This window comes from Streptomyces violaceusniger Tu 4113 (assembly GCF_000147815.2).
In the GTDB taxonomy this organism is placed as follows: domain Bacteria; phylum Actinomycetota; class Actinomycetes; order Streptomycetales; family Streptomycetaceae; genus Streptomyces; species Streptomyces violaceusniger_A.
Genome location: NC_015957.1, coordinates 2,185,991 through 2,204,356, shown reverse-complemented (window position 1 = coordinate 2,204,356; position 18,366 = coordinate 2,185,991). Strand labels below are relative to the sequence as shown.

Here is an 18,366-nt window from a genome sequence, read left to right as displayed (position 1 = left end):
CGTCCAGCATCGGCCCCGGGGCAGGACGGGACGAGTGGCAGGAGTGACAGCATGCGCTACATTTCTGCCATGCGGTCCATAGCCCTCGCCGTCACCCCGGGCATGCCGATCTTCGACCTGGCGGTGCCCTGCCATGTCTTCGGCACCGATCGCCCCGGGCTCCCCGTCCCCTGGTACGAGCTGCGGGTCTGTGCGATCGGACCGGGCGGTACGGAGGCCGGTGACCCGGTCGCCACCCGTTCGTGGTTCGCCGCCCACACCCCGTACGGCACCGAGGAGCTGATCACCGCGGACACGGTGATCGTCCCGGCCTCGGCCGATGTGCGCGGCGATCCGCCCGACGAGCTGATCGCCGCGCTGCGCGAGGCTCATCGGCGCGGTGCCCGCATCGTGTCGCTGTGCTCGGGCGCGTTCACCCTCGCCGCGACCGGACTTCTCGACGGCCGTACGGCGGCCACCCACTGGATGTACGCGGCGCTGTTCGCCGAGCGCTATCCGGCCGTACGGCTCGATCCGTCCGTGCTCTATGTCGACCACGGCGATGTGCTGACCGGGGCGGGGTCCACGGCCTGTATCGACGTCTGTCTCCATCTGGTGCGCGAGGACTACGGCACCGAGGCGGCCAACACCCTGGCCCGGCAGCTCGTCGCACCCGCCCACCGGCCCGGCGGCCAGGCCCAGTACATCGAGGCGCCGCTGCCGGAGCGCACCGACGACTCGCTCGCCCCGCTGCTGCACTGGGCCGCCGAGCGGCTGCATGAGCCGCTGGCCGTCGCCGACCTCGCCCGCCGCGCCCACACCAGCCCGCGCACCCTGGCCCGCCGCTTCCACGCCGCCACGGGCACGACGCCGCTGCGCTGGCTGCAGGGCCAGCGGATCGCGCGCGCCCGGGAGCTGCTGGAGGGCGGCGATCTGCCGGTGGACCGGATCGCGGAGCTGTGCGGGCTGGGGACGGCGGCCAATCTGCGCCGCCACTTCACCCGTGCGGTGGGGGTGCCGCCGCACGACTACCGCCGTGCGTTCCGGGCCCGGGAGGCCCGGGCACCCTCGGCCGTCTGAGCCCCGGCGGCCGGGCCCCGGAGCCTGGGCCGCCAGGCCCCACGGGATGTGCGGCGGACCATGCGGGGCTTCGCCCCTGGACCCCGGGGTCTGGGGCGAAGTCCCGCCTTCCAGCCCCTCCGGCGTTTGAGGAGCGGGGTCTGGGGCGGAGCCCCAGTTGAGGGAAGGGGCGGGGAGGGGAGTAGCCCGCCGCAGGCGTCAAGATCCGCCGGACACCCCTGGACCGTCGTCACTACAACCGTGGGTCCACCGGTTCCGACTCCAGCGCGAGCACCGCGAACACCGCCTCGTGGACGCGCCACAGGGGCTCGCCCTCCGCCAGCCGGTCCAGCGCCTCCAGCCCGAGCGCGTACTCCCGCAGGGCGAGCGAGCGCTTGTGGCCGAGATGGCGCACCCGCAGCCGGTCCAGGTTCTCCGGGCGGGTGTACTCCGGGCCGTAGATGATCCGCAGATACTCGCGGCCCCGGCACTTCACGCCCGGCTGGACCAGCCGGCCGTCGCCCTTGCGGACAAAGCCCTGGAGGGGCTTGACCACCATGCCCTCGCCGCCCGCCGCCGTCAGGTCCAGCCACCACCGCACGCCCTCGGCGACCGACGCCTCGTCCTCGGTGTCGACGATCAGCCGCCGGGTGGGGGCCAGCAGCCGGGCGCCGTGGCCGTCGGCGGCCGGCTTCTCGGCGTCGATCATCCGGTCGACCAGGGCGAGCTGCTGATCATGGGGCAGCGCGGTGGCGAGGTTACGGCCCTGGACGGCCAGGATCTGGAACGGCGCCATCCGGATACCGTCCGGCCCGTCGACCGGCCAGCAGTAGCGCCGGTAGGCGTCGGTGAACGCGGCCGCGTCCGACGCCCGTTCACGCTGCTTGCCAAGGAGGGCGGACACCTCCACACCGCGCGCCTCCGCCCCCTCCAGCGCCGCGAGAACGCCGGGGAAGACGGCACGGGAGGCGGCGCCCACCGCCGCGTACTGGTTGCGCAGCAGCCCCTCGGCCTTGAGCGACCACGGCATCAACTCGGCGTCCAGCAGCAGCCAGTCGGTGTCCAGCTCCTGCCACAGCCCGGAGTCCTCGAGGGAGCGGCTCAGCACGCGCAGCACGGTCTCGGTGAGCTGGACGTCGTCGAAGAACGGGCGTCCGGTACGGGTGTGGATCGTGCCCGAGGCGCCGTCCGGCGCGCCGAAGCGCTCCCGTGCGAGGTCCGCGTCACGGCAGACCAGCGCCACCGCGCGGGAGCCCATGTGCTTCTCCTCGCAGATCACCTGGCGCACCCCGTCCGCGCGGTAGGCGGCGAACGCCTCCGCCGGGTGTTCGAGGAAGCCTCCGTCGGCGGCTCCGCCGCCGGTCCCCTCCTTGGAGGTGGCGGTCGGCGCCATGGTGGGCGGGAGGTAGCCGAGCAGCCGGGGGTCGACCGCGAAACGGCTCATGACCTCCAGCGCCGCCGCCGCGTTCTCCTCCTTGACCGCGATCCGGCCCATATGGCGGGTCTCGACGATACGGCGGCCCCGCACATCGGCCAGGTCGAGCGGGCGGCCGTCGGCGCCTCCGGGGGCCTCGGTGGTCAGCGGTTTGACCGGTTCGTACCAGACCCGCTCGGCCGAGACGTCCACCAACTCGCGCTCCGGCCAGCGCAGCGCGGTCATCCGGCCGCCGAAGACACAGCCGGTGTCGAGGCAGATGGTGTTGTTGAGCCAGGAGGCGCGAGGGGTGGGGGTGTGGCCGTAGACGACGGCGGCCCGGCCACGGTAGTCCTCGGCCCACGGATAGCGCACCGGCAGCCCGAACTCATCGGTCTCCCCGGTCGTCTCCCCGTACAGGGCGTGCGAACGGACCCGGCCGGAGGTGCGGCCGTGGTACTTCTCGGGCAGCCCGGCGTGACACACCACCAGCGCCCCGCCATCCAGTACGTAGTGGCTGACCAGCGACTCGATGAACTCCCGCACCCGCTCGACGAAGTCCGGGTCCGCCGTGTGCTCCCGGTCCAACTGCTCCACGGTCTCGGCGAGGCCGTGGGTGACCCGCACCTTACGACCCTTGAGATAGCGGCCGAGCTTGTTCTCATGGTTGCCGGGCACGCACAGGGCCGCGCCGGAGGCGACCATGCCCATCACCAGGCGCAGCACCCCGGGGCTGTCGGGGCCGCGATCGACGAGGTCGCCGACGAAGACCGCCGTACGGCCCTCGGGGTGGGCGGCGTCGACCGGGCGGCCGGACTCGTCGCGGCGCAGGGCGTAGCCCAGCTTGCCCAGCAGGGTCTCCAGCTCGGAGCGGCAGCCGTGGATGTCGCCGATGATGTCGAACGGGCCGGTGAGATGGCGCAGATCGTTGTAGCGGCGCTCGGTGACGACCTCCGCGGCCTCGACCTCCTCGACGCCACGCAGGATATGCACCTTGCGGAACCCCTCGCGCTCCAGGGACTTCAGGGAGCGGCGCAGCTCACGGCGCTGGCGGGGGATGACATGGTCGGGCATCCCGGCGCGGTCGGGGCGCTGGGCGTTGCGCCGGGCGCACTCGCCCTCGGGGATGTCGAGGACGATCGCCACGGGCAGGACGTCATGCTCGCGGGCGAGCCCGATCAGGCTGCGGCGGGACTCGCTGCGGACGTTGGTGGCGTCGACGACGGTCAGCCGGCCGGCGGCCAGCCGCTTGTCCACGATGTAGTGCAGCACGTCGAAGGCGTCGGGAGTGGCGCTCTGGTCGTTCTCGTCGTCGGCGACCAGCCCCCGGCAGACGTCGGAGGAGACGATCTGGGTGGGCCGGAAGTGGTGCCGGGCGAAGGTGGACTTGCCGGAGCCGGTGGTGCCGACGAACACCACCAGGGACAGGTCGGGCACGCCGATCGGGCGCTTCTCCTCGGTCATGCTGCTGCCTCCTTCGTCGTGATCGCGGTGCGGTCGCCGCTCCGGCTGTCCGTGCCGTCGCCGCCGCCCTCGGCGGCCAGGCGGAAGAGCGCGAGCTGGGTGGGCGGGCCGACCTCGGGGTCCTCGGGGCCGACGGGGCGGAACTCCACCGCGTAGCCATGCCGCTCGGCGACCTGCTCCGCCCAGGCCCGGAACTCCTCGCGCGTCCACTCGAAGCGGTGGTCGCCATGGCGCATCCGCCCGGCGGGCAGGGTCTCCCAGCGCACGTTGTACTCCACGTTGGGCGTGGTCACCACGACGGCCTTGGGCCGTGCGGCGCCGAACACCGCATGCTCCAGGGCGGGCAGCCGAGGCGGATCCACATGCTCGATCACCTCGCTGAGCACCGCCGCGTCATATCCGGCGAGCCGGGAGTCGGTGTAGGTGAGGGCGCCCTGGGTCAGCTTCAGCCGGGCCGACGACTGCCGCTCGACCGTGCCGGTGTCCAGCCCCGGACGGTCCGGCCCCGGGCGGTCCAGCCGCAGCCTCCGTGCCGCCTCGTTGAGCGCGCGCATCGACACATCGACGCCCACGATCTCGGTGAACCGCGCCTCCTTCAGCAGCGCGCCCAGCAACTGCCCCTGGCCGCAGCCCAGATCGAGCACCCTGGCCGCCCCGGCCCCGCGCAGGGCGTCGAGTATCGCCTCCCGCCGCCGTACCGCCAGCGGCACCGGCCGCTGCTCGGAACCCGCTTCGTCGTCCTCCTCCAGCGACTCGGCCGCCGGTTCGCCGATGGCGTTGTCGACGGCGTTGTCGATCTCCTCCGCCTCGGTGTCGTCGGCCTCGGCGAGCCGTGCCAGCTCCAGCCGCTCCAGCGCGCTGCGCGTCAGCGACCAGCGCCGGGCCAGATAGCGGTTGGTGATCAGCCGCTGCTCGGGGTGGCGCTCCAGCCAGCCCTCGCCGGAGCGCAGCAGCTTGTCCACCTCGTCCGGGGCGACCCAGTAGTGCTTGGCGTCGTCGAGCACGGGCAGCAGCACATACAGATGGCGCAGGGCGTCCGCCAGCCGCAGCTCGCCCTCCAGCACCAGCCGTACGTACCGCGATTCGCCCCAGCGCGGGAACCCCTCGTCCAGCGCCACCGGCTCGGCCGTCACCGCCCAGCCCAGCGGTGCGAAGAGCCGCTCGACCAGGGCGGCGCCGCCGCGGGCGGGCAGCGCGGGCACCTCGATCCGCAGCGGCAGCGCCTGCTCCGGCAGCTCGGGCCGGGCCTTGCACTGGCCCCTGAGCGCACTGGAGAAGACCGCGCTCAGCGCGACCGCCAGCAGTGAGGAGGCGGCGTACGGGCGGTCGTTGACGTACTGCGCGAGCGCGGAGTCGGGAGCGCCGCCCCGGCCCTTGCCGCGGCCCCGCCGCACCAGCGCCACGGGATCCACTTCCAACAGCAGCGCCGCGGTGCAGCGTTCGGCGGTCGCCTCGGGATAGAGGACATGCGCGGTGCCGTAGGAGGTCGAGAACCGCTGCGCCTTGTCGGGGTGCTTGTGCAGCAGAAACCCGAGGTCGGTCGCGGGGCGCTCGGCGGTGCCGGTGGTGGTTATCGTCAAGAACACCCGTCCGAGTATCGCCCGGTGCCCCTCCCTCACCTAATGGTTTCTCACCACGGCGGCCAGCTCCGCGATCCGCTCCGGCCCCACCCGGCAGCAGCCACCGATGAGCCGCGCCCCCGCGTCCCGCCATGCCTTCACCCGCCCCGGGTCGAAGGTCGCCCGGCCGCGCCAGCTCCGTGCCGTGGCATCCCACTCCTCTCCGCTGTTCGGATAGACCACCACCGGCTTGCCGGTGATGTCGGCCGCGATCTCCACTGCCCGGTCGGCGTCGCCCGGCTCGCAGCAGTTGACGCCCACGGCGATCACCTGGTCGACCCCCGCGGCCAGGGCGAACGCCTCCCTCAGGGGCTGCCCGGCCCGGGTGGTCTCCCCCGCGATGCTGTAGGAGAGCCATACCGGCACCCCGCATCCCTCGACGGCGCTCAGCAGTGCCGCGGCCTCATCGGCGTCCGGCACCGTCTCCAGCGCCAGCACATCGGGCCCGGCCGCGGCCAGCGCCTCGATCCTCGGCCGGTGGAACCGCACCAGCTCGGCCACGCTCAGTCCGTACCGCCCGCGGTACTCGCTGCCGTCCGCCAGCATCGCCCCGTAGGGCCCGACGGAGGCGGCGACCCACACCGGCTCCGCGGCCCGGTCGTCCGCGGCCCGGTCGCCGCCCACGGCCCGGTCGCCCGCGGCCTGGTCACGGGCCGTCGCGCGCTCGGTGGCCGCCCGCTCGGCCCCCGTGCGCGCCAGCTCGACACTGCGCCTCAGCAGCGCGGTGGCCTGCTCGTGGCCCACGCCCCGGTGGGCGAAACCCTCGTAGGTGGCCTGATAGCTGCTGGTGATGAGCACCCGTGCGCCCGCCCGTGCGTAGGCGGTGTGGGCCGCCTCGATCTGCCCCGGGTCATCGGCCAGCAGCCGGGCCGACCACAGCTCGTCGGAGAGATCGCAGCCCTGTGCCTCCAGTTGGTTGGACAACCCGCCGTCGAGGACGAGCGGTCCGCGCTCCAACGCGGTGGCCAAGGGCGTGCGGGTTACGGACATCACGGGTGCTCCTGGTGGTTCGCTCAGCCCAACTGGGCCTGGACCTGCGAGGAAATCAGCTCCAGGTGGTCGAGGTCCTCAAGGTCCAGCATCTGGAGGTACATCCGGGAGGCGCCCGCCTCCGCGTAGCGGCCGATCTTGTCGACGACCTCGGCCGGGGAGCCCGCCAGCCCGTTCTCCTTCAGCTCCTCGACCTCCCGGCCGATCGCCGCGGCCCGCCGGGCGACCTCGGCGTCGTCCTTGCCCACGCAGGCCACGAGCGCGCTGGAGTACACCAGGTCGTCGCCCTTGCGGCCGGCGGCCTCGGCCGCCTTCCGCACCCGGCCGAACTGGCGCTCACTGTCCTCGACCGAGGCGAACGGCATATTGAACTCGTCCGCGTACTGGGCGGCCAGCCGCGGCGTACGCGTCGCCCCCTGGCCGCCGATCAGCACCGGCACCTTGCTCTGCGCGGGCTTGGGCAGCGCCGGGGAGTCCACCAGTTGGTAGTGGGCACCGTCATAGCCGAAGGTCTCGCCGACCGGGGTCTGCCACAGCCCGGTGACGATGGCCAACTGCTCCTCCAGCCGGGCGAACTTCTCCTTGGGGAAGGGGATCCCATAGGCCCGGTGCTCCTCCTCGAACCAGCCCGCGCCCAGGCCCAGCTCGACTCGTCCACCCGACATCTGGTCGACCTGAGCGACCTGGATCGCCAGCACACCGGGCAGCCGGAAGGTGGCGGCGGTCATCAGCGTGCCCAGCCGGATCCGCCGGGTCTCGCGGGCCAGCCCGGCCAGGGTGATCCAGGCGTCGGAGGGGCCCGGGAGGCCGTCGACGCTCCCCATGCGCAGATAGTGGTCGGACCGGAAAAAGGCGTCGAATCCGAGGTCCTCGGTGGCCTTGGCGACGGTGAGCAGAGTGTCGTAGGTCGCCCCCTGCTGGGGCTCGGTGAAGATGCGAAGATCCATGACCCCCATCCTGCCTCTTCACGCGGCACCACCCCACTCCCCGCCCCACTCGCGGAATGTGAGATGCCGGAGCATCCCGTGCACCCGGTCCCGGGCCTCGTCCGCCGCGTCGATCGCCTCCACGCACTGCCAGTACAGCGCCTCCTCCTCCGTATTGGCGGCGACCCCGACCAGCGCGAACCCCGCCTCCGCGAGCAGATCTCCGAGCGCCAGCAGCACCTCTCTCGGATCGCGCACCTCCGAGAGCTGTGCGGCCCGTAAACCGCCGCCGCGCAGCGCGGGGTGGTGCAGCGCCGGGTGGAACAGGGCGCCGCGCGCCCGCCCGCCCGCCTCGCACAGACCGCGCGCCTCCGCTCGCGCGGCCGCCGGGCCGCTCACCACGAAATAACCGCCGACCGCCTCGGCCAGCGCTTGAACCTGCCAGGCTTCGGCCACGATGTCGTGCACGCCCCCGGCCTTCGCCAGGGCGTGCCGGGTGACACCGATCAGCCGCATAGCGTCCATTCCCCGCACCCCTCTCAACGGACTTCCGAGCCCGTCACTCCTCCACTACCCAGAGTGATAACTAACAGGCCGAAAAGCTAGGGGAATTCAGGAATCTGTTGACAACAGTTGCGGTGTGGATAACTTTCTCACCACGGAGAGTGACGAAGCGGAGGGTTAGGGGGCCTGTGGGCCATCCGAGATCACGGTTCACCACCAGAGCGCCCGTTCACCGTCATAGTCCCCCGTTCACCGCCAGACCCCCCATTCACCGCCAAAGCCCGCGTTCGCGGTCAGCGCCCGTCCGCGGTCAGCCCCGCGCGCGGTCAGCGCCCTCCGCTCACCGGAAACCGCCCCTCGTTCCGGTCGATCTTCGCCGAGAGCGCCGCGAGCGCGTCGATCCCCAGCACCTCGCAGAACTGGAGCAGATACGCCAGCACATCGGCGACCTCGTCCTCGACCCGGGCGGCCTTGCCCTCGTCCTCCATCACCCGCGCCGACTGCTCCGGCGTCAGCCACTGGAAGATCTCCACCAGCTCCGACGCCTCGACGCTCAGCGCCGCCGCGAGGTTCTTGGGGGTGTGGTACTGCTGCCAGTCGCGCGCCGCCGCGAAGGCGGCCAGCCTGCGCTGCAGCGCCGCCACATCCAGGCCGTCGGTTCGTCCGTCGGTTCGTCCGTCGGTTCGTCCGTCGGTTCGTCCGTCGGTTCGTCGCTCGCTCTCATAGGACTCGCTCACGCCCCAGGTCTACCATCGTGACGGGCGCGTCCCCGACCGCCCCCGTCACGTCCCCCACCGTCCCGACGAGCCGGATGTGCCCCCGTGCGCACATCCGGGCCGCCACCCCCAGGAGCTCCCGCGCCTGCCGCCGGTCCAGACACCGGTCGAAACCGTCGGCCAGCACGGTCAGCACCTGCCGCGCGGGGAGCACATCGGCCGCCGGGTCCACGGCCAGCACACCGGGCCCGGTCAGCAGCACGAGGGCGAGCGCGAGATACCGCAACTCGCCGTCGCCCAGCCGCTCCACGGGCATCGCGCCGAGCTCCCCCTGCTCGACCAGGGCCCGCACCACCCCGTCCGCATGCCCCTCGGTGACCAGGCCCTCCACCGGCCCGACGCACCCCGCCCGGACCGCCGCGACCAGCGCCGCATGGCGCGTACCGCACTCCCGGCTGGTCCGCCGCAGCACCGCCGCCAGGTTCTCGCAGCAGCCGCGCAGCCGCCCGTCCCTCGGCACCGCCGGCGCCCGCATCCGCTCCGGCCGCGGATCGCAGGGGAAGACCGAGCGCAGCGCGATGACCACCTGCTCGGCGGCGGCCAGTGCGAGCCGCTGCCCCTCCGTCGTGCCCGCGACCCGCAGCGGCAGCAGCGAGGTCGCCAGCCGGTCGTCGGGCAGCGGGGCGCGGGTCACCGCGACCGCGCCCGCCGTATGCCAGGCGGCCTGGACACAGCGCCGCCCCGGGTCGCGCAGCGCCGTCTCCAGCAGCGTCTCCCCCGCCCCCGTCATCCGCTCGCCCACGATGCGCAGTTCGGGCTCGGCCTGTACGGCGACGTCGAGCCGCACGGGCCCGACCGGGCCGTCCACGGTGCAGCCGATACGGAACCCGCGCCGCCCCTGCCGGTCCGGCCGTGCCCGGCGCGGGATGTACGCGGCCGGGTCGCGGAACACCTCCGCGAGCCGGGCGCCGCCCGCGAGCCGGGCGAGCGCCGCATACGCCTCCAGCACCCCGGACTTACCGCTGCCGCTCGGACCGGAGATCAGGGTCAGCGGGCCCAGCGAGAAGGCGGCGCGGCGGTGGGTCTTGAAGGCCGACAGCCTCAACTCGGAGACGATGGGCCGCAGTTCGGTCCTGGCGGGCAGGAGCCCGGATGCGCTCATGCTCCGGAACATATCTCTGGCACATACCGCTGAACCGTTACGCCTTCCGTATCTTCCTACCATCGGGGGATACCCGCGGTGGCCCATGATGACCAAGGGGCGGCGGATGGCCAGAGATCGGGGAGTTGAGGACGGGATGGGGGGGCCATGACTGACAGCACGTTCTGGATCGCGGCCCTCACCGGCGGCACCGCCGTCCTGGCCAGTTGGGTCACCAGCCGCGGCAACACCCGGGCCGCCCGGATCCAGGCGGACACCGCGGTGCTCGCCCAGCGCGCGGAGCGGCTGCGCGACAGCAGGCGCGGCGCGTATCTCGATCTGATCGAACAGACCCACAGCATCGGCGAGTTGTACTGGGAGATCGCCGCCGTCCAGCGAGCCGCCGAGGCGGGGCGCCGCCCCGCCCTCGTGGACGAGTTGGACGAATTGGCCGAGCGCGAACGCGACGAGTACGGCAAGCTGCGCCGCTGTGTGCGCGTGGTCGAGCTGGAGGGCCCGGCCGCCGCGGCCACCGCCGCGAACGCGCTGCAGAAGGCCACCGGCCCGTTCCACCGCGCCCTGGGCGCGATGCGCTCCGGCGAGCCGGAGGGGCCGCAGCGCTTCCACGACGCCTTCCGCCCGTTCTGGCAGGCCCTTACGGACTTCGTCGAGGCCGCGAAGACGGCCCTCCACGAGCCGTAGCGGGGCGCCTCGACGAGCCGTAGCAGGGTGCCTCGGCGAGGCGCGGCGGGTGGCTTGTCAGGAAGCGGACGGCGCGGGAGGCGGGGTGCCCGCGGCGGGCCGCCACACACCCCAATTTTGTCAGCAACATGTCAGTCCGCACCACTTCACGGCTCGACCGCACACCGACACCGGAGACTCGTACGGTGGCCGTCAGCCCGGGGCTCGAGAGGTGCCATCAGCACGGATGCTGATACTCGGGCCGCTCCCCTAAACCCTTTGGCGGAGCCGCCCTCAGCCCCCAGGTCGATTTCCACGGGGACCCATGGTGCGGCCGGAACAGCTGTCCTAGCGTGCCCTTTACTGGAACCTTAAATCCCTAAGGAGCGTCATGTTCGGGCGAATAGGACGGTTTTCCGTCCACCGTCCATGGCTGGTCGTCGCGTTGTGGGTCATCGCGGCGGTCGGCCTGGCCATCCTGGCCCCACCGCTGAAGTCCAGCACCGACCAGGCCGATTTCCTGCCGTCGCACTACGAATCGGTGCGGGTGACCAAGCTCCAGGAGCAGGCGTTCCCGCAGCACGAGAGCGCCGCCGCCATCCTGGTCTACCAGCGGTCGGACGGCGGAAAGCTCTCCGATGCCGACAAGGCCGCCGTCACCAAGGCGACCGCGGGGTTCCAGGACGAGAAGTACAAGACCTTCAAGTCCGTGGTGACCACACCCGAGGCCGTCTCCAAGGACGGCAAGCTGGCGCTGGCCAACGTGTACTTGACCAAGAAGGACATCTACAACGAGGACACCCAGCAGTCGATCAAGGACCTGCGCGCGGACCGCGACAAGCTGCTGAAGGGCACCTCGCTCAAGGTCGACGTCACCGGTCCGGCGGCTTCCGCCCTCGATGCCACCCAGTCCTCGGGTGACACCGACGCCATGATCATGATGGCCACCCTGGTCCTGATCATCGTGCTGCTCGGCGCCATCTTCCGCAGTCCGCTCATCGCGCTGATGCCCGTGTTGATGATCCTGGTGATGTTCATCATGGCCCAGGGTCTGATCGCCACCGCCAGCGACTGGTTCGGGCTCGAGGCCGACAGCAGCGTGTCCGCGATCCTGATCGTGGTGCTGTTCGGCGTCGGCACGGACTACATGCTGTTCCTGCTGTTCCGCTACCGCGAACACCTCCGCCAGGGCCAGCAGCCCAAGGAGGCCCTGGTCGACGCGGTCACCCGGGTCGGCGAAACCATCGCCTCGGCGGCCGGTGCGGTCATCGTGGCCTTCCTCGCCCTGGTGCTGTCGACGATGGGCAGCATGCGCGCCATGGGGCCCTCGCTGGCGATCTCCGTCGCGGTGACGCTGGTCGCGGCCCTCACTCTGGTGCCGGCGGTGTTCTCGCTGCTGGGAACGAAGGCGTTCTGGCCGTCCAAGGCGTGGAAGAAGGCTCCCCGCAACCGGCTCGCCAACGGCGTCGGCTCCCTGGTGTCGCGCCGTCCCGGGCTGATCGCCGCGGTGTCCGCCGGTGTGCTGGCGGCCCTCGCGGTGGGCGCGCTCGGCTTCAAGGCCGAGTTCGACACCGAGAGTTCGCTCCCCAAGGACCTGGAGTCCGTCCAGGCCATGGCGGAGCTGCAGAAGAGCTTCTCGGCCGGCGAGTCCGACCCGAGCCTGGTGTACGTCCAGTCGAACGGCGACAAGCTGGACCCCGCGGCGCTGACCGGGTTCCGGCAGAAGCTGACGGCGGTCGAGGGCGTCGGCGAGGTCTCCCCCGCCGTGCTCAACCCCAAGGGCGACGTGGCCCAGTTCAGCGTGGTGCTCAAGTACCGGCCCGCCTCCGAGAAGGCCATCGAGCTGGTCGCCGGGGAGCTGCGGGACACCGCGCACGGCTCCACGCCCGAGGGCACCAAGGCCCTGGTGGGCGGGTCCACCGCGGTGCTGGCCGACATCGAGGACGCGGTCAACCACGACTACCGGCTGGTGTTCCCGGTCGCGGGCCTGGCCATCATGCTGATCCTCGGCCTGCTGCTGCGCAGCGTGGTGGCGCCGCTGTATCTGATGCTCGCCGTCGGCCTCGGCTTCGCCGCGACCCTGGGTTCCACGGTCTGGCTGTTCCAGAACGTCCGGGGCGAGAACGGCCTGCTCTTCATGCTGCCGATCATCGTCTATCTGTTCGTGGTGGCGATCGGCACGGACTACAACATCCTCATGGTGGCCCGGCTGCGGGAAGAGGTCAGAAAGGGCAAGACGCCGGCCGAGGCGGCCCGGCTCGCGGTGGCCCAGTCGGCGCCGACGATCGGTTCGGCCGCCATCATCCTGGCGGGCACCTTCGGTGTGCTGATGCTGGCCAGCAACAGCATGCTCCAGCAGATGGGCTTCGCCGTGGCCTTCGGCATCCTGCTCACCGCGTTCATCATGGCGCTGCTGCTGGTGCCGACGGTGACCGCGATGCTCGGCTCCAAGGCGTGGTGGCCCAACCACCGCCACGACTCCCCCGACACGTCCGGCGCCGTTGGCCCCGGGCGGGCCGAGGAGCCCGATGCGGCGGGCGAGACCGTACGGGTGTGATCTGACGCTCCCTCGGACACCCGAACGGCGCGGTGGCCCTTCGCGACATCGTCGCGGAGGGCCACCGGTGCGAGAGGCGGTCCCCGACGCCGAGCGCGACGCACCGAAGAAGCTGATCGCAGCGCGCAGAAGGGCAGCTCGATGGACCGGTGGGACCGGGTAGGGCGGCTGGCCGCGTACGGGGGCGCCGCCGCCATGGCCCCGTATACCGTGATCAAGGTGTCGTGGGTGGTCGGCTCGCTGCTCGGACTGGCGCCGGTCGGGGCCGGGTTCGGGCTCGCCGAGTGGGTGGTGCTCAACACCGTGACGGTCGGCATGGCGGCCGTCGGGATCGCTCTCGGGCTGGCGCTGGCCCGGCCGTGGGGGATGCGGCTGCCCGGGGTGCCGGTGGTGCTCTGCGCCTGGGTCGGCGCGGGGTTCCTGGTGTCGATGCTGCCGTACGCGCTGGTCGACTCGCTGCTGTCGGAGCCGGACACCTCCGGGGGCGACAGCGACCCGAAGATGCCCGGCTGGGAGGCGGCGCTGATCCAGTTCGGCTTCATCGGCATGGGCCTGGGCCTCACCCTCGCGCTCCCCGCCTATCTGCGCAGGCGCTGGCCGGAGGCGTTCACCGGCCGGGGCGGCGGGCCCTCACCGCTCGGCCGGGCGGCCGCGGCCCTCGGTGCCGCCGTCGGGCTGATGTGGCTGTACTGGGCGGCGGGTGGCACCGCCGGGCTCGCCCACCCCGACGAGGGCCGCGCCACCTGGCACCTGCTGTGCGGCATCTGCGGCACATGGGCGCTGGTCGCCGCGTTCGCGGTGGCACGACCGGGCCGCGAAGGACCCGGACGGCTCCCCCGCTGGCTGCCGTCGGTCCTCGGCTGGCTCGGCTCGGGCTCGCTGTTCGCGTGGAGCGGCTGGAAGCTGCCCCTCACGCTGTACGTCGCGCTCGCGGCGCCCCCGGACGTCGTGCTCCCCGAGCGGCTGGGCCTCGCGATCGCCCTGCACCTGTGCGCCGTCGTGGCGGGCGGCGCCATGATGTGGACGCTCACCCGGGGCCCGTCCCGGACCGGCCCGGAAGTGGCCGCCGCCCCGCTCGGCTGATGCCGCGCGGGCGCGCCGAGGCCGGGGCCTCCCGCCTCAGCGCCCCTCGCGCGTGGGCTCCAGCACCGCCACGCACTCCACGCGGTGCGTCACCGAAAACCCGCCGCATGCAGCACGAGTGGAAGAAACAGCAGGTCAGATGGTATCTCTTGGCCCTTCGGGCCAGCTGTCCGGACCTCGGAGCGTCGCACGAGCGTCCCGACCGAGGGGTGAGCCGGCCTCCGGCGACGAGACCCGGCCGACGGTGGGCGTGTGAACGGTGCCGCGCACCCCGTAGGGCCGTCACGAGTGCGGACAGGGCGGTGCGCGACGCGGGGTCAGCGGGCACGGCCATCTTCGTGGTGCCGTGGAACGGCGGTGTCGAGGAGCCACAGGGCGGTGTCGGGCGGGAGCGCGTGGCCGTCGAGGGGGCCGCTGGCCAGTACGGGACGGCCCGGTACGCCGAGCGCGGCCCAGGACAGCGATCGGTTCCCGAGGTTGACGACGCAGGCGAGTGCGCCACGCCGGAAGGCGAGGTGCGGATCGCCGACTGCCGAGTACCAGTGGGGCGGGGCCGTCGGCTCGGGCGCGGGGTGGGCGCGGCGCAGCCGGAGGGCGGTGCGGTACAGGGCGAGCGTCGAGGCGGGGTCCTGTTCCTGGGCGGCCACGGTGTACCGTGCCCAGTCGTCCGGCTGCGGCAACCAGGTGTGTTCGGCGCCGGCGGTGGTGAAGCCGTACGGGGCTCGGTCGCCGGACCAGGGCAGCGGTACGCGGGAGCCGTCGCGGCCCCGCTCGGTGTGTCCGGAGCGTTCCCACAGCGGGTCGCGGATGCGGTCGTCGGGGACGACGGCCTGCGGCAGGCCGAGTTCCTCGCCCTGGTAGAGGTAGGCGGAGCCGGGCAGCGCGAGCATGAGCAGGGCCGCCGCGCGGGCGCGGCCCAGGGAGCCGAGGCGGGTCACCGGTCGAACCGCGTCGTGGCTGGAGAGCAGCCAGGTGACCGATCCGCCGCCGGGGGCGGACAGCGAGGCGTCGATGACGCGGCGCAGCTCCGCCGGATCCCAGGCGGCTTCCAGGAAGGCGAAGTTGAAAGCCTGGTGCATCTCGCCGGGCCGGATGTAGCGGGCCAGCCTGTCGGGATCGAACACGGCGGACTCGGCGACCATCACCCTGTCGTGCGGCGGTACCGCGCCGGGCGGCGCCGGGTGGGTGTCCAGCAGGGCACGCCACTCGCGGTACAGGGGGTGCAGTTCGTCCTGGTCGTAGTACGGCATGAGATGGTTGCGCAGCGGGTCCCGGTGCTGTCCGGGTCCGGCGTCGGGCAGGCCCTCGGCCTTGAACAAGGCGTGCGCCACGTCGACGCGGAAGCCGTCCACGCCTCGGTCCAGCCAGTACCGCAGAATGTCGGTGAAGGCGGAACGAACCCCTGGGTCACGCCAGTTGAGGTCGGGCTGTTGGGGAGCGTGCAGGTGGCAGTACCACTCGCCGTCGCCCACCCGGGTCCAGGCGGGTCCGCCGAAGGCCGACTGCCAGTCATTGGGCGGGAGCGCACCGGACCGGCCGCGTCCGGCGCGGAACAGGTAGCGTCCGCGCGCGGCGGAGCCGGGTCCTGCCGCCAGCGCCTCCTGGAACCAGGGGTGCTGGTCGGAGGTGTGGTTCGGCACGAGGTCGACAATGAGCTTCAGACCCAGTTCGTGGGCGCGGTCGGTGAGCCGGTCGAAGTCCTCGGGGGTACCGAGGTCCGCGGCGACGCCGGTGTGGTCGGCGATGTCGTATCCGCCGTCGACGAGCGGTGACGGGTAGAACGGCGTGATCCACACGGCGTCCGCGCCCAGTTCCGCGATATGGCCGAGCCGCGCGGCCGCCCCGGCGAGGTCGCCGGTCCCGTCGTCGTCCGAGTCGGCGAAGGCGCGCGGGTACAACTCGTAGCAGACGGTGTCCTGCCACCAGCTCATGAGGGCTCCCGGACATGCAGTCCGGCGCCGGGGCCGGGTACGGGCTGTTCGGTGCCGGTGTCGGCGGCCAGCGTGGCGGCCTCGGCGACGGCGACGGCGCTGAGACCGGCGAGCGCGTCGGCGACGGGTGTGCCGCCGTCGCGGGCGACGCGGACCAGGTCGGCGACGGCGGCGCGGACGCTTTCGCGGTAGACGTACGGCTTGCGTGCCTCGCCGCCGAGGTCGAGCACGGCGCGGACATGGTGCGGTACGACGCGTTGCTCTCCGCGCCCGCGCACCGGACCGGAGGCGCCCGCATCGCGTTCGACGACGACCGAGACGCGCTCGCCACCGTGCGGGCGGAACCCTGCCACGTGCAGCAACGCGGCGGCCCGCGCGGGCAGTCGCTCCCAGACCTCGGCACCGTCCTCGTCGGTCCACGCCGAGATCTCGGCGCGCACCGGGATCCAGCCGTCGATCCTGGTTTCGGCGAACCCGTGGTCCAGGCGCATGAGCTGGCGTTCGCAGCGGTGTGCGTGAGTGAAGGAGTGGAGGTGGGAGGCGAGGACGCCGCCCGGGTGGAGGACATCGGCGCTGACCATGTCGACCGGTCCGCCGGGCCTTCGGACGGCGGTCGCGCGCACGCTGAGCGGGTCGGAGCCCAGCAGGGCACGGGCCGCGTCGAAGAAGTGCACGCCGTGCTCGACGAAGATGCCGCCGCTGTGTGCACGGTCCCAGAACCAGTGATCGGGGCCGAGGTCCTGGTCGGAGGCGTCGTTCTCGAACAGGAACCGGCGCGGGGGCGCGAGCAGTCCTTGGGCGGTGAGCCGTTCGACGGCCCGCAGCAGCGGGTTGTAGCGCAGCACGTGGTCGACGACGAGGGCCCGGCCCGCGCGCTCGGCCTCGCGGACCACGGCATCGGCGTCCCGCGCCGTGGTGGCGAGTGGTTTCTCGCAGAGCACGTGACGGCCGGCGCGCAGCGCGGCCGTGGCCATGGCGGCGTGCGCGGCCGGCGGTGTGGCGATGGCGACAGCCGCCACGTCCTCGCGCTCCAGCAGTTCCTCCAGGGAGCCGAGCGCGGGGACGCCGTGCCGTTCGCCGAGCGCCCTCGCCCGTACCGGGTCGGGGTCGGCGACGGCGGCCGGGCGTAGCCCGGGCAGGTCGGCCACGGCGTCCAGGACATACGCCCCGAAGCCGCCGCACCCGACCAGACCGAGGCCGAGCGAGGCCGGCGCGGAGGTCATGCCGTGCGCTCCAGGAGGGCGACGCCGATCTGCGCGTCGGCCATGCCGTAGAACACGTACCGCTGCCCGTCGATCTCCTCGATGGCGGTCGGGAAGACGACGTTGGGGACGGTGCCGGTGCGCTCCTCCTCGGTCTCGGGTGCCATGAGCGGCTCCTCGGAGCGGGCGAGGACCTTCGCGGGGTCGGCCGGGTCGAGGATCATGGCGCCGGCCGCGTAGGACACCTTCTGGTTCTGGGCGAAGGGGTCTTCGATATGGCCGGAGACGCCGTGGTGGATGAGCAGCCAGCCCTCGGGCACGCGGATCGGGGCGGGGCCGGCGCCGATCTTGAGTTCCTCCCAGGGGTGCGCGGACAGTGCGACGAGGCGGTGGGCGCGCGGGCGGGCCAGGGCGCGGATGTCGGTCTCGACCTCGGCGACGGGCACGTACGAGATCCAGATGCCGGGCCGTTCGTCGGTGATCCCGGCGGGCAGGTGGACGCCCTCGCCGGGCCGGAACCAGCCGAGGTCCCACATGGGACGGTGCAGCATCGCGTAGGCGGGTTCGCCATCGGGCCCGGGCACGGGCTCCGGGAAGTGGACGACGTCCTTGTTCGGGAAGAGGTTCAGGTCGGTGTCGAGGTCGGGCTGGTAGGCGAAGTGGATCGGGCCGAGCCGGGTCCACTCGGTCAGATCCTCGGACACGGCGAGCGCCGGCTTCGGGCCGAGCGGTCCGTAGGCGACGTAGGACATGACGTGCTTGCCGAGCGAGGGAATCCAGGTGACGCGCGGATCCTCGACACCGGCGTTGCGCTTTCCGCGCTCCCAGCCCTCGTCGGGGGCGAGGACGACGCCGCGCCGCTCGACGCCGCTGGGAACGCCGTCGGTGAAGGTGACCTCGGCGAGGCCGACGCGAGAGACGTTGCCCTTAGCGACGAGTCGCGGCAGCAGGTGCAGGCGCCCGTTGGGAGTGCGCCCCGACGCCGGGTTGAGGACTCCTTCGGCCTCGTTGGCCTCGCCGGGCAGCGGAGACATGATCATGCCTTTGCGTACCAGGCGATAGGGGATGCGCGAGGCGGCGCTGGTGGTGCTCATGGGGGG

14 protein-coding genes are annotated in these 18,366 nt (G+C 72.6%); 4 read left to right on the top strand and 10 right to left on the bottom strand.

The annotated features are described in order from the left end of the window. The first annotated feature begins 51 nt into the window (after positions 1–51). A complete protein-coding gene (locus tag STRVI_RS09705; RefSeq protein WP_014055461.1) occupies positions 52–1,059 on the top strand; it encodes a GlxA family transcriptional regulator in 1,008 nt (335 codons plus the stop codon). 232 nt (positions 1,060–1,291) lie between these two features. Here the strand turns inward: STRVI_RS09705 and STRVI_RS09700 are convergent, their stop codons facing one another. From STRVI_RS09700 to STRVI_RS09670, 7 genes are all read right to left on the bottom strand, one after another. After that, positions 1,292–3,916 (bottom strand): polynucleotide kinase-phosphatase, encoded by a 2,625-nt coding sequence (locus STRVI_RS09700; protein WP_014055460.1) that lies wholly within the window; start codon positions 3,914–3,916, stop codon positions 1,292–1,294. After that, positions 3,913–5,502, bottom strand: a complete 1,590-nt coding sequence (locus STRVI_RS09695) for a 3' terminal RNA ribose 2'-O-methyltransferase Hen1 (RefSeq protein WP_043235672.1) — start codon at positions 5,500–5,502, stop codon at positions 3,913–3,915. Before STRVI_RS09695 ends, STRVI_RS09700 begins: the two co-directional genes overlap by 4 nt. Positions 5,503–5,535: 33 nt before the next feature. Next, positions 5,536–6,525 (bottom strand): homocysteine S-methyltransferase, encoded by a 990-nt coding sequence (gene mmuM, locus STRVI_RS09690; protein WP_014055458.1) that lies wholly within the window; start codon positions 6,523–6,525, stop codon positions 5,536–5,538. 23 nt (positions 6,526–6,548) lie between these two features. Next, a complete protein-coding gene (locus STRVI_RS09685; protein ID WP_014055457.1) occupies positions 6,549–7,472 on the bottom strand; it encodes an LLM class F420-dependent oxidoreductase in 924 nt (307 codons plus the stop codon). A gap of 18 nt (positions 7,473–7,490) precedes the next feature. Next, positions 7,491–7,976: a DUF6099 family protein gene (locus STRVI_RS09680; protein WP_014055456.1), complete on the bottom strand. Its 486-nt coding sequence runs from the start codon at positions 7,974–7,976 to the stop codon at positions 7,491–7,493. 305 nt (positions 7,977–8,281) lie between these two features. After that, positions 8,282–8,605 carry a nucleotide pyrophosphohydrolase gene (locus STRVI_RS09675; RefSeq protein ID WP_043238325.1) on the bottom strand — a complete coding sequence of 108 codons (324 nt, stop codon included), beginning with the start codon at positions 8,603–8,605 and terminating at the stop codon, positions 8,282–8,284. 70 nt (positions 8,606–8,675) lie between these two features. Next, entirely contained in the window at positions 8,676–9,833 is a 1,158-nt protein-coding gene (locus STRVI_RS09670; protein ID WP_014055454.1) for a hypothetical protein, read from the bottom strand. 147 nt (positions 9,834–9,980) lie between these two features. On the opposite strand from STRVI_RS09670, the gene STRVI_RS09665 reads away from it, so the two are divergent. The 3 genes from STRVI_RS09665 to STRVI_RS09655 all read left to right on the top strand — a co-directional run bounded on the left by STRVI_RS09665 (position 9,981) and on the right by STRVI_RS09655 (position 14,133). Next, positions 9,981–10,514, top strand: a complete 534-nt coding sequence (locus STRVI_RS09665; protein ID WP_014055453.1) for a hypothetical protein — start codon at positions 9,981–9,983, stop codon at positions 10,512–10,514. A gap of 370 nt (positions 10,515–10,884) precedes the next feature. After that, on the top strand, positions 10,885–13,050 hold the full coding sequence (locus tag STRVI_RS09660) for an MMPL family transporter (RefSeq protein ID WP_014055452.1): 2,166 nt from the start codon (positions 10,885–10,887) through the stop codon (positions 13,048–13,050). Positions 13,051–13,191: 141 nt separating this feature from the next. After that, positions 13,192–14,133: a hypothetical protein gene (locus STRVI_RS09655; RefSeq protein ID WP_014055451.1), complete on the top strand. Its 942-nt coding sequence runs from the start codon at positions 13,192–13,194 to the stop codon at positions 14,131–14,133. 317 nt (positions 14,134–14,450) lie between these two features. Here STRVI_RS09655 and STRVI_RS09650 read toward each other — a convergent pair whose 3' ends face one another. Genes STRVI_RS09650 through STRVI_RS09640 form a run of 3 tightly spaced genes read right to left on the bottom strand, consistent with a single transcriptional unit; the run spans position 14,451 to position 18,360 of the window. After that, complete coding sequence (locus STRVI_RS09650; RefSeq protein ID WP_014055450.1) at positions 14,451–16,064, bottom strand: glycoside hydrolase family 13 protein; 1,614 nt, start codon at positions 16,062–16,064, stop codon at positions 14,451–14,453. Then, positions 16,061–17,287, bottom strand: a complete 1,227-nt coding sequence (locus tag STRVI_RS09645) for a Gfo/Idh/MocA family protein (protein WP_014055449.1) — start codon at positions 17,285–17,287, stop codon at positions 16,061–16,063. Before STRVI_RS09645 ends, STRVI_RS09650 begins: the two co-directional genes overlap by 4 nt. Beyond that, positions 17,284–18,360 (bottom strand): glycoside hydrolase family 130 protein, encoded by a 1,077-nt coding sequence (locus tag STRVI_RS09640; RefSeq protein WP_014055448.1) that lies wholly within the window; start codon positions 18,358–18,360, stop codon positions 17,284–17,286. The genes STRVI_RS09645 and STRVI_RS09640 overlap by 4 nt, the downstream gene beginning before the upstream one ends. Positions 18,361–18,366 lie beyond the last annotated feature (6 nt).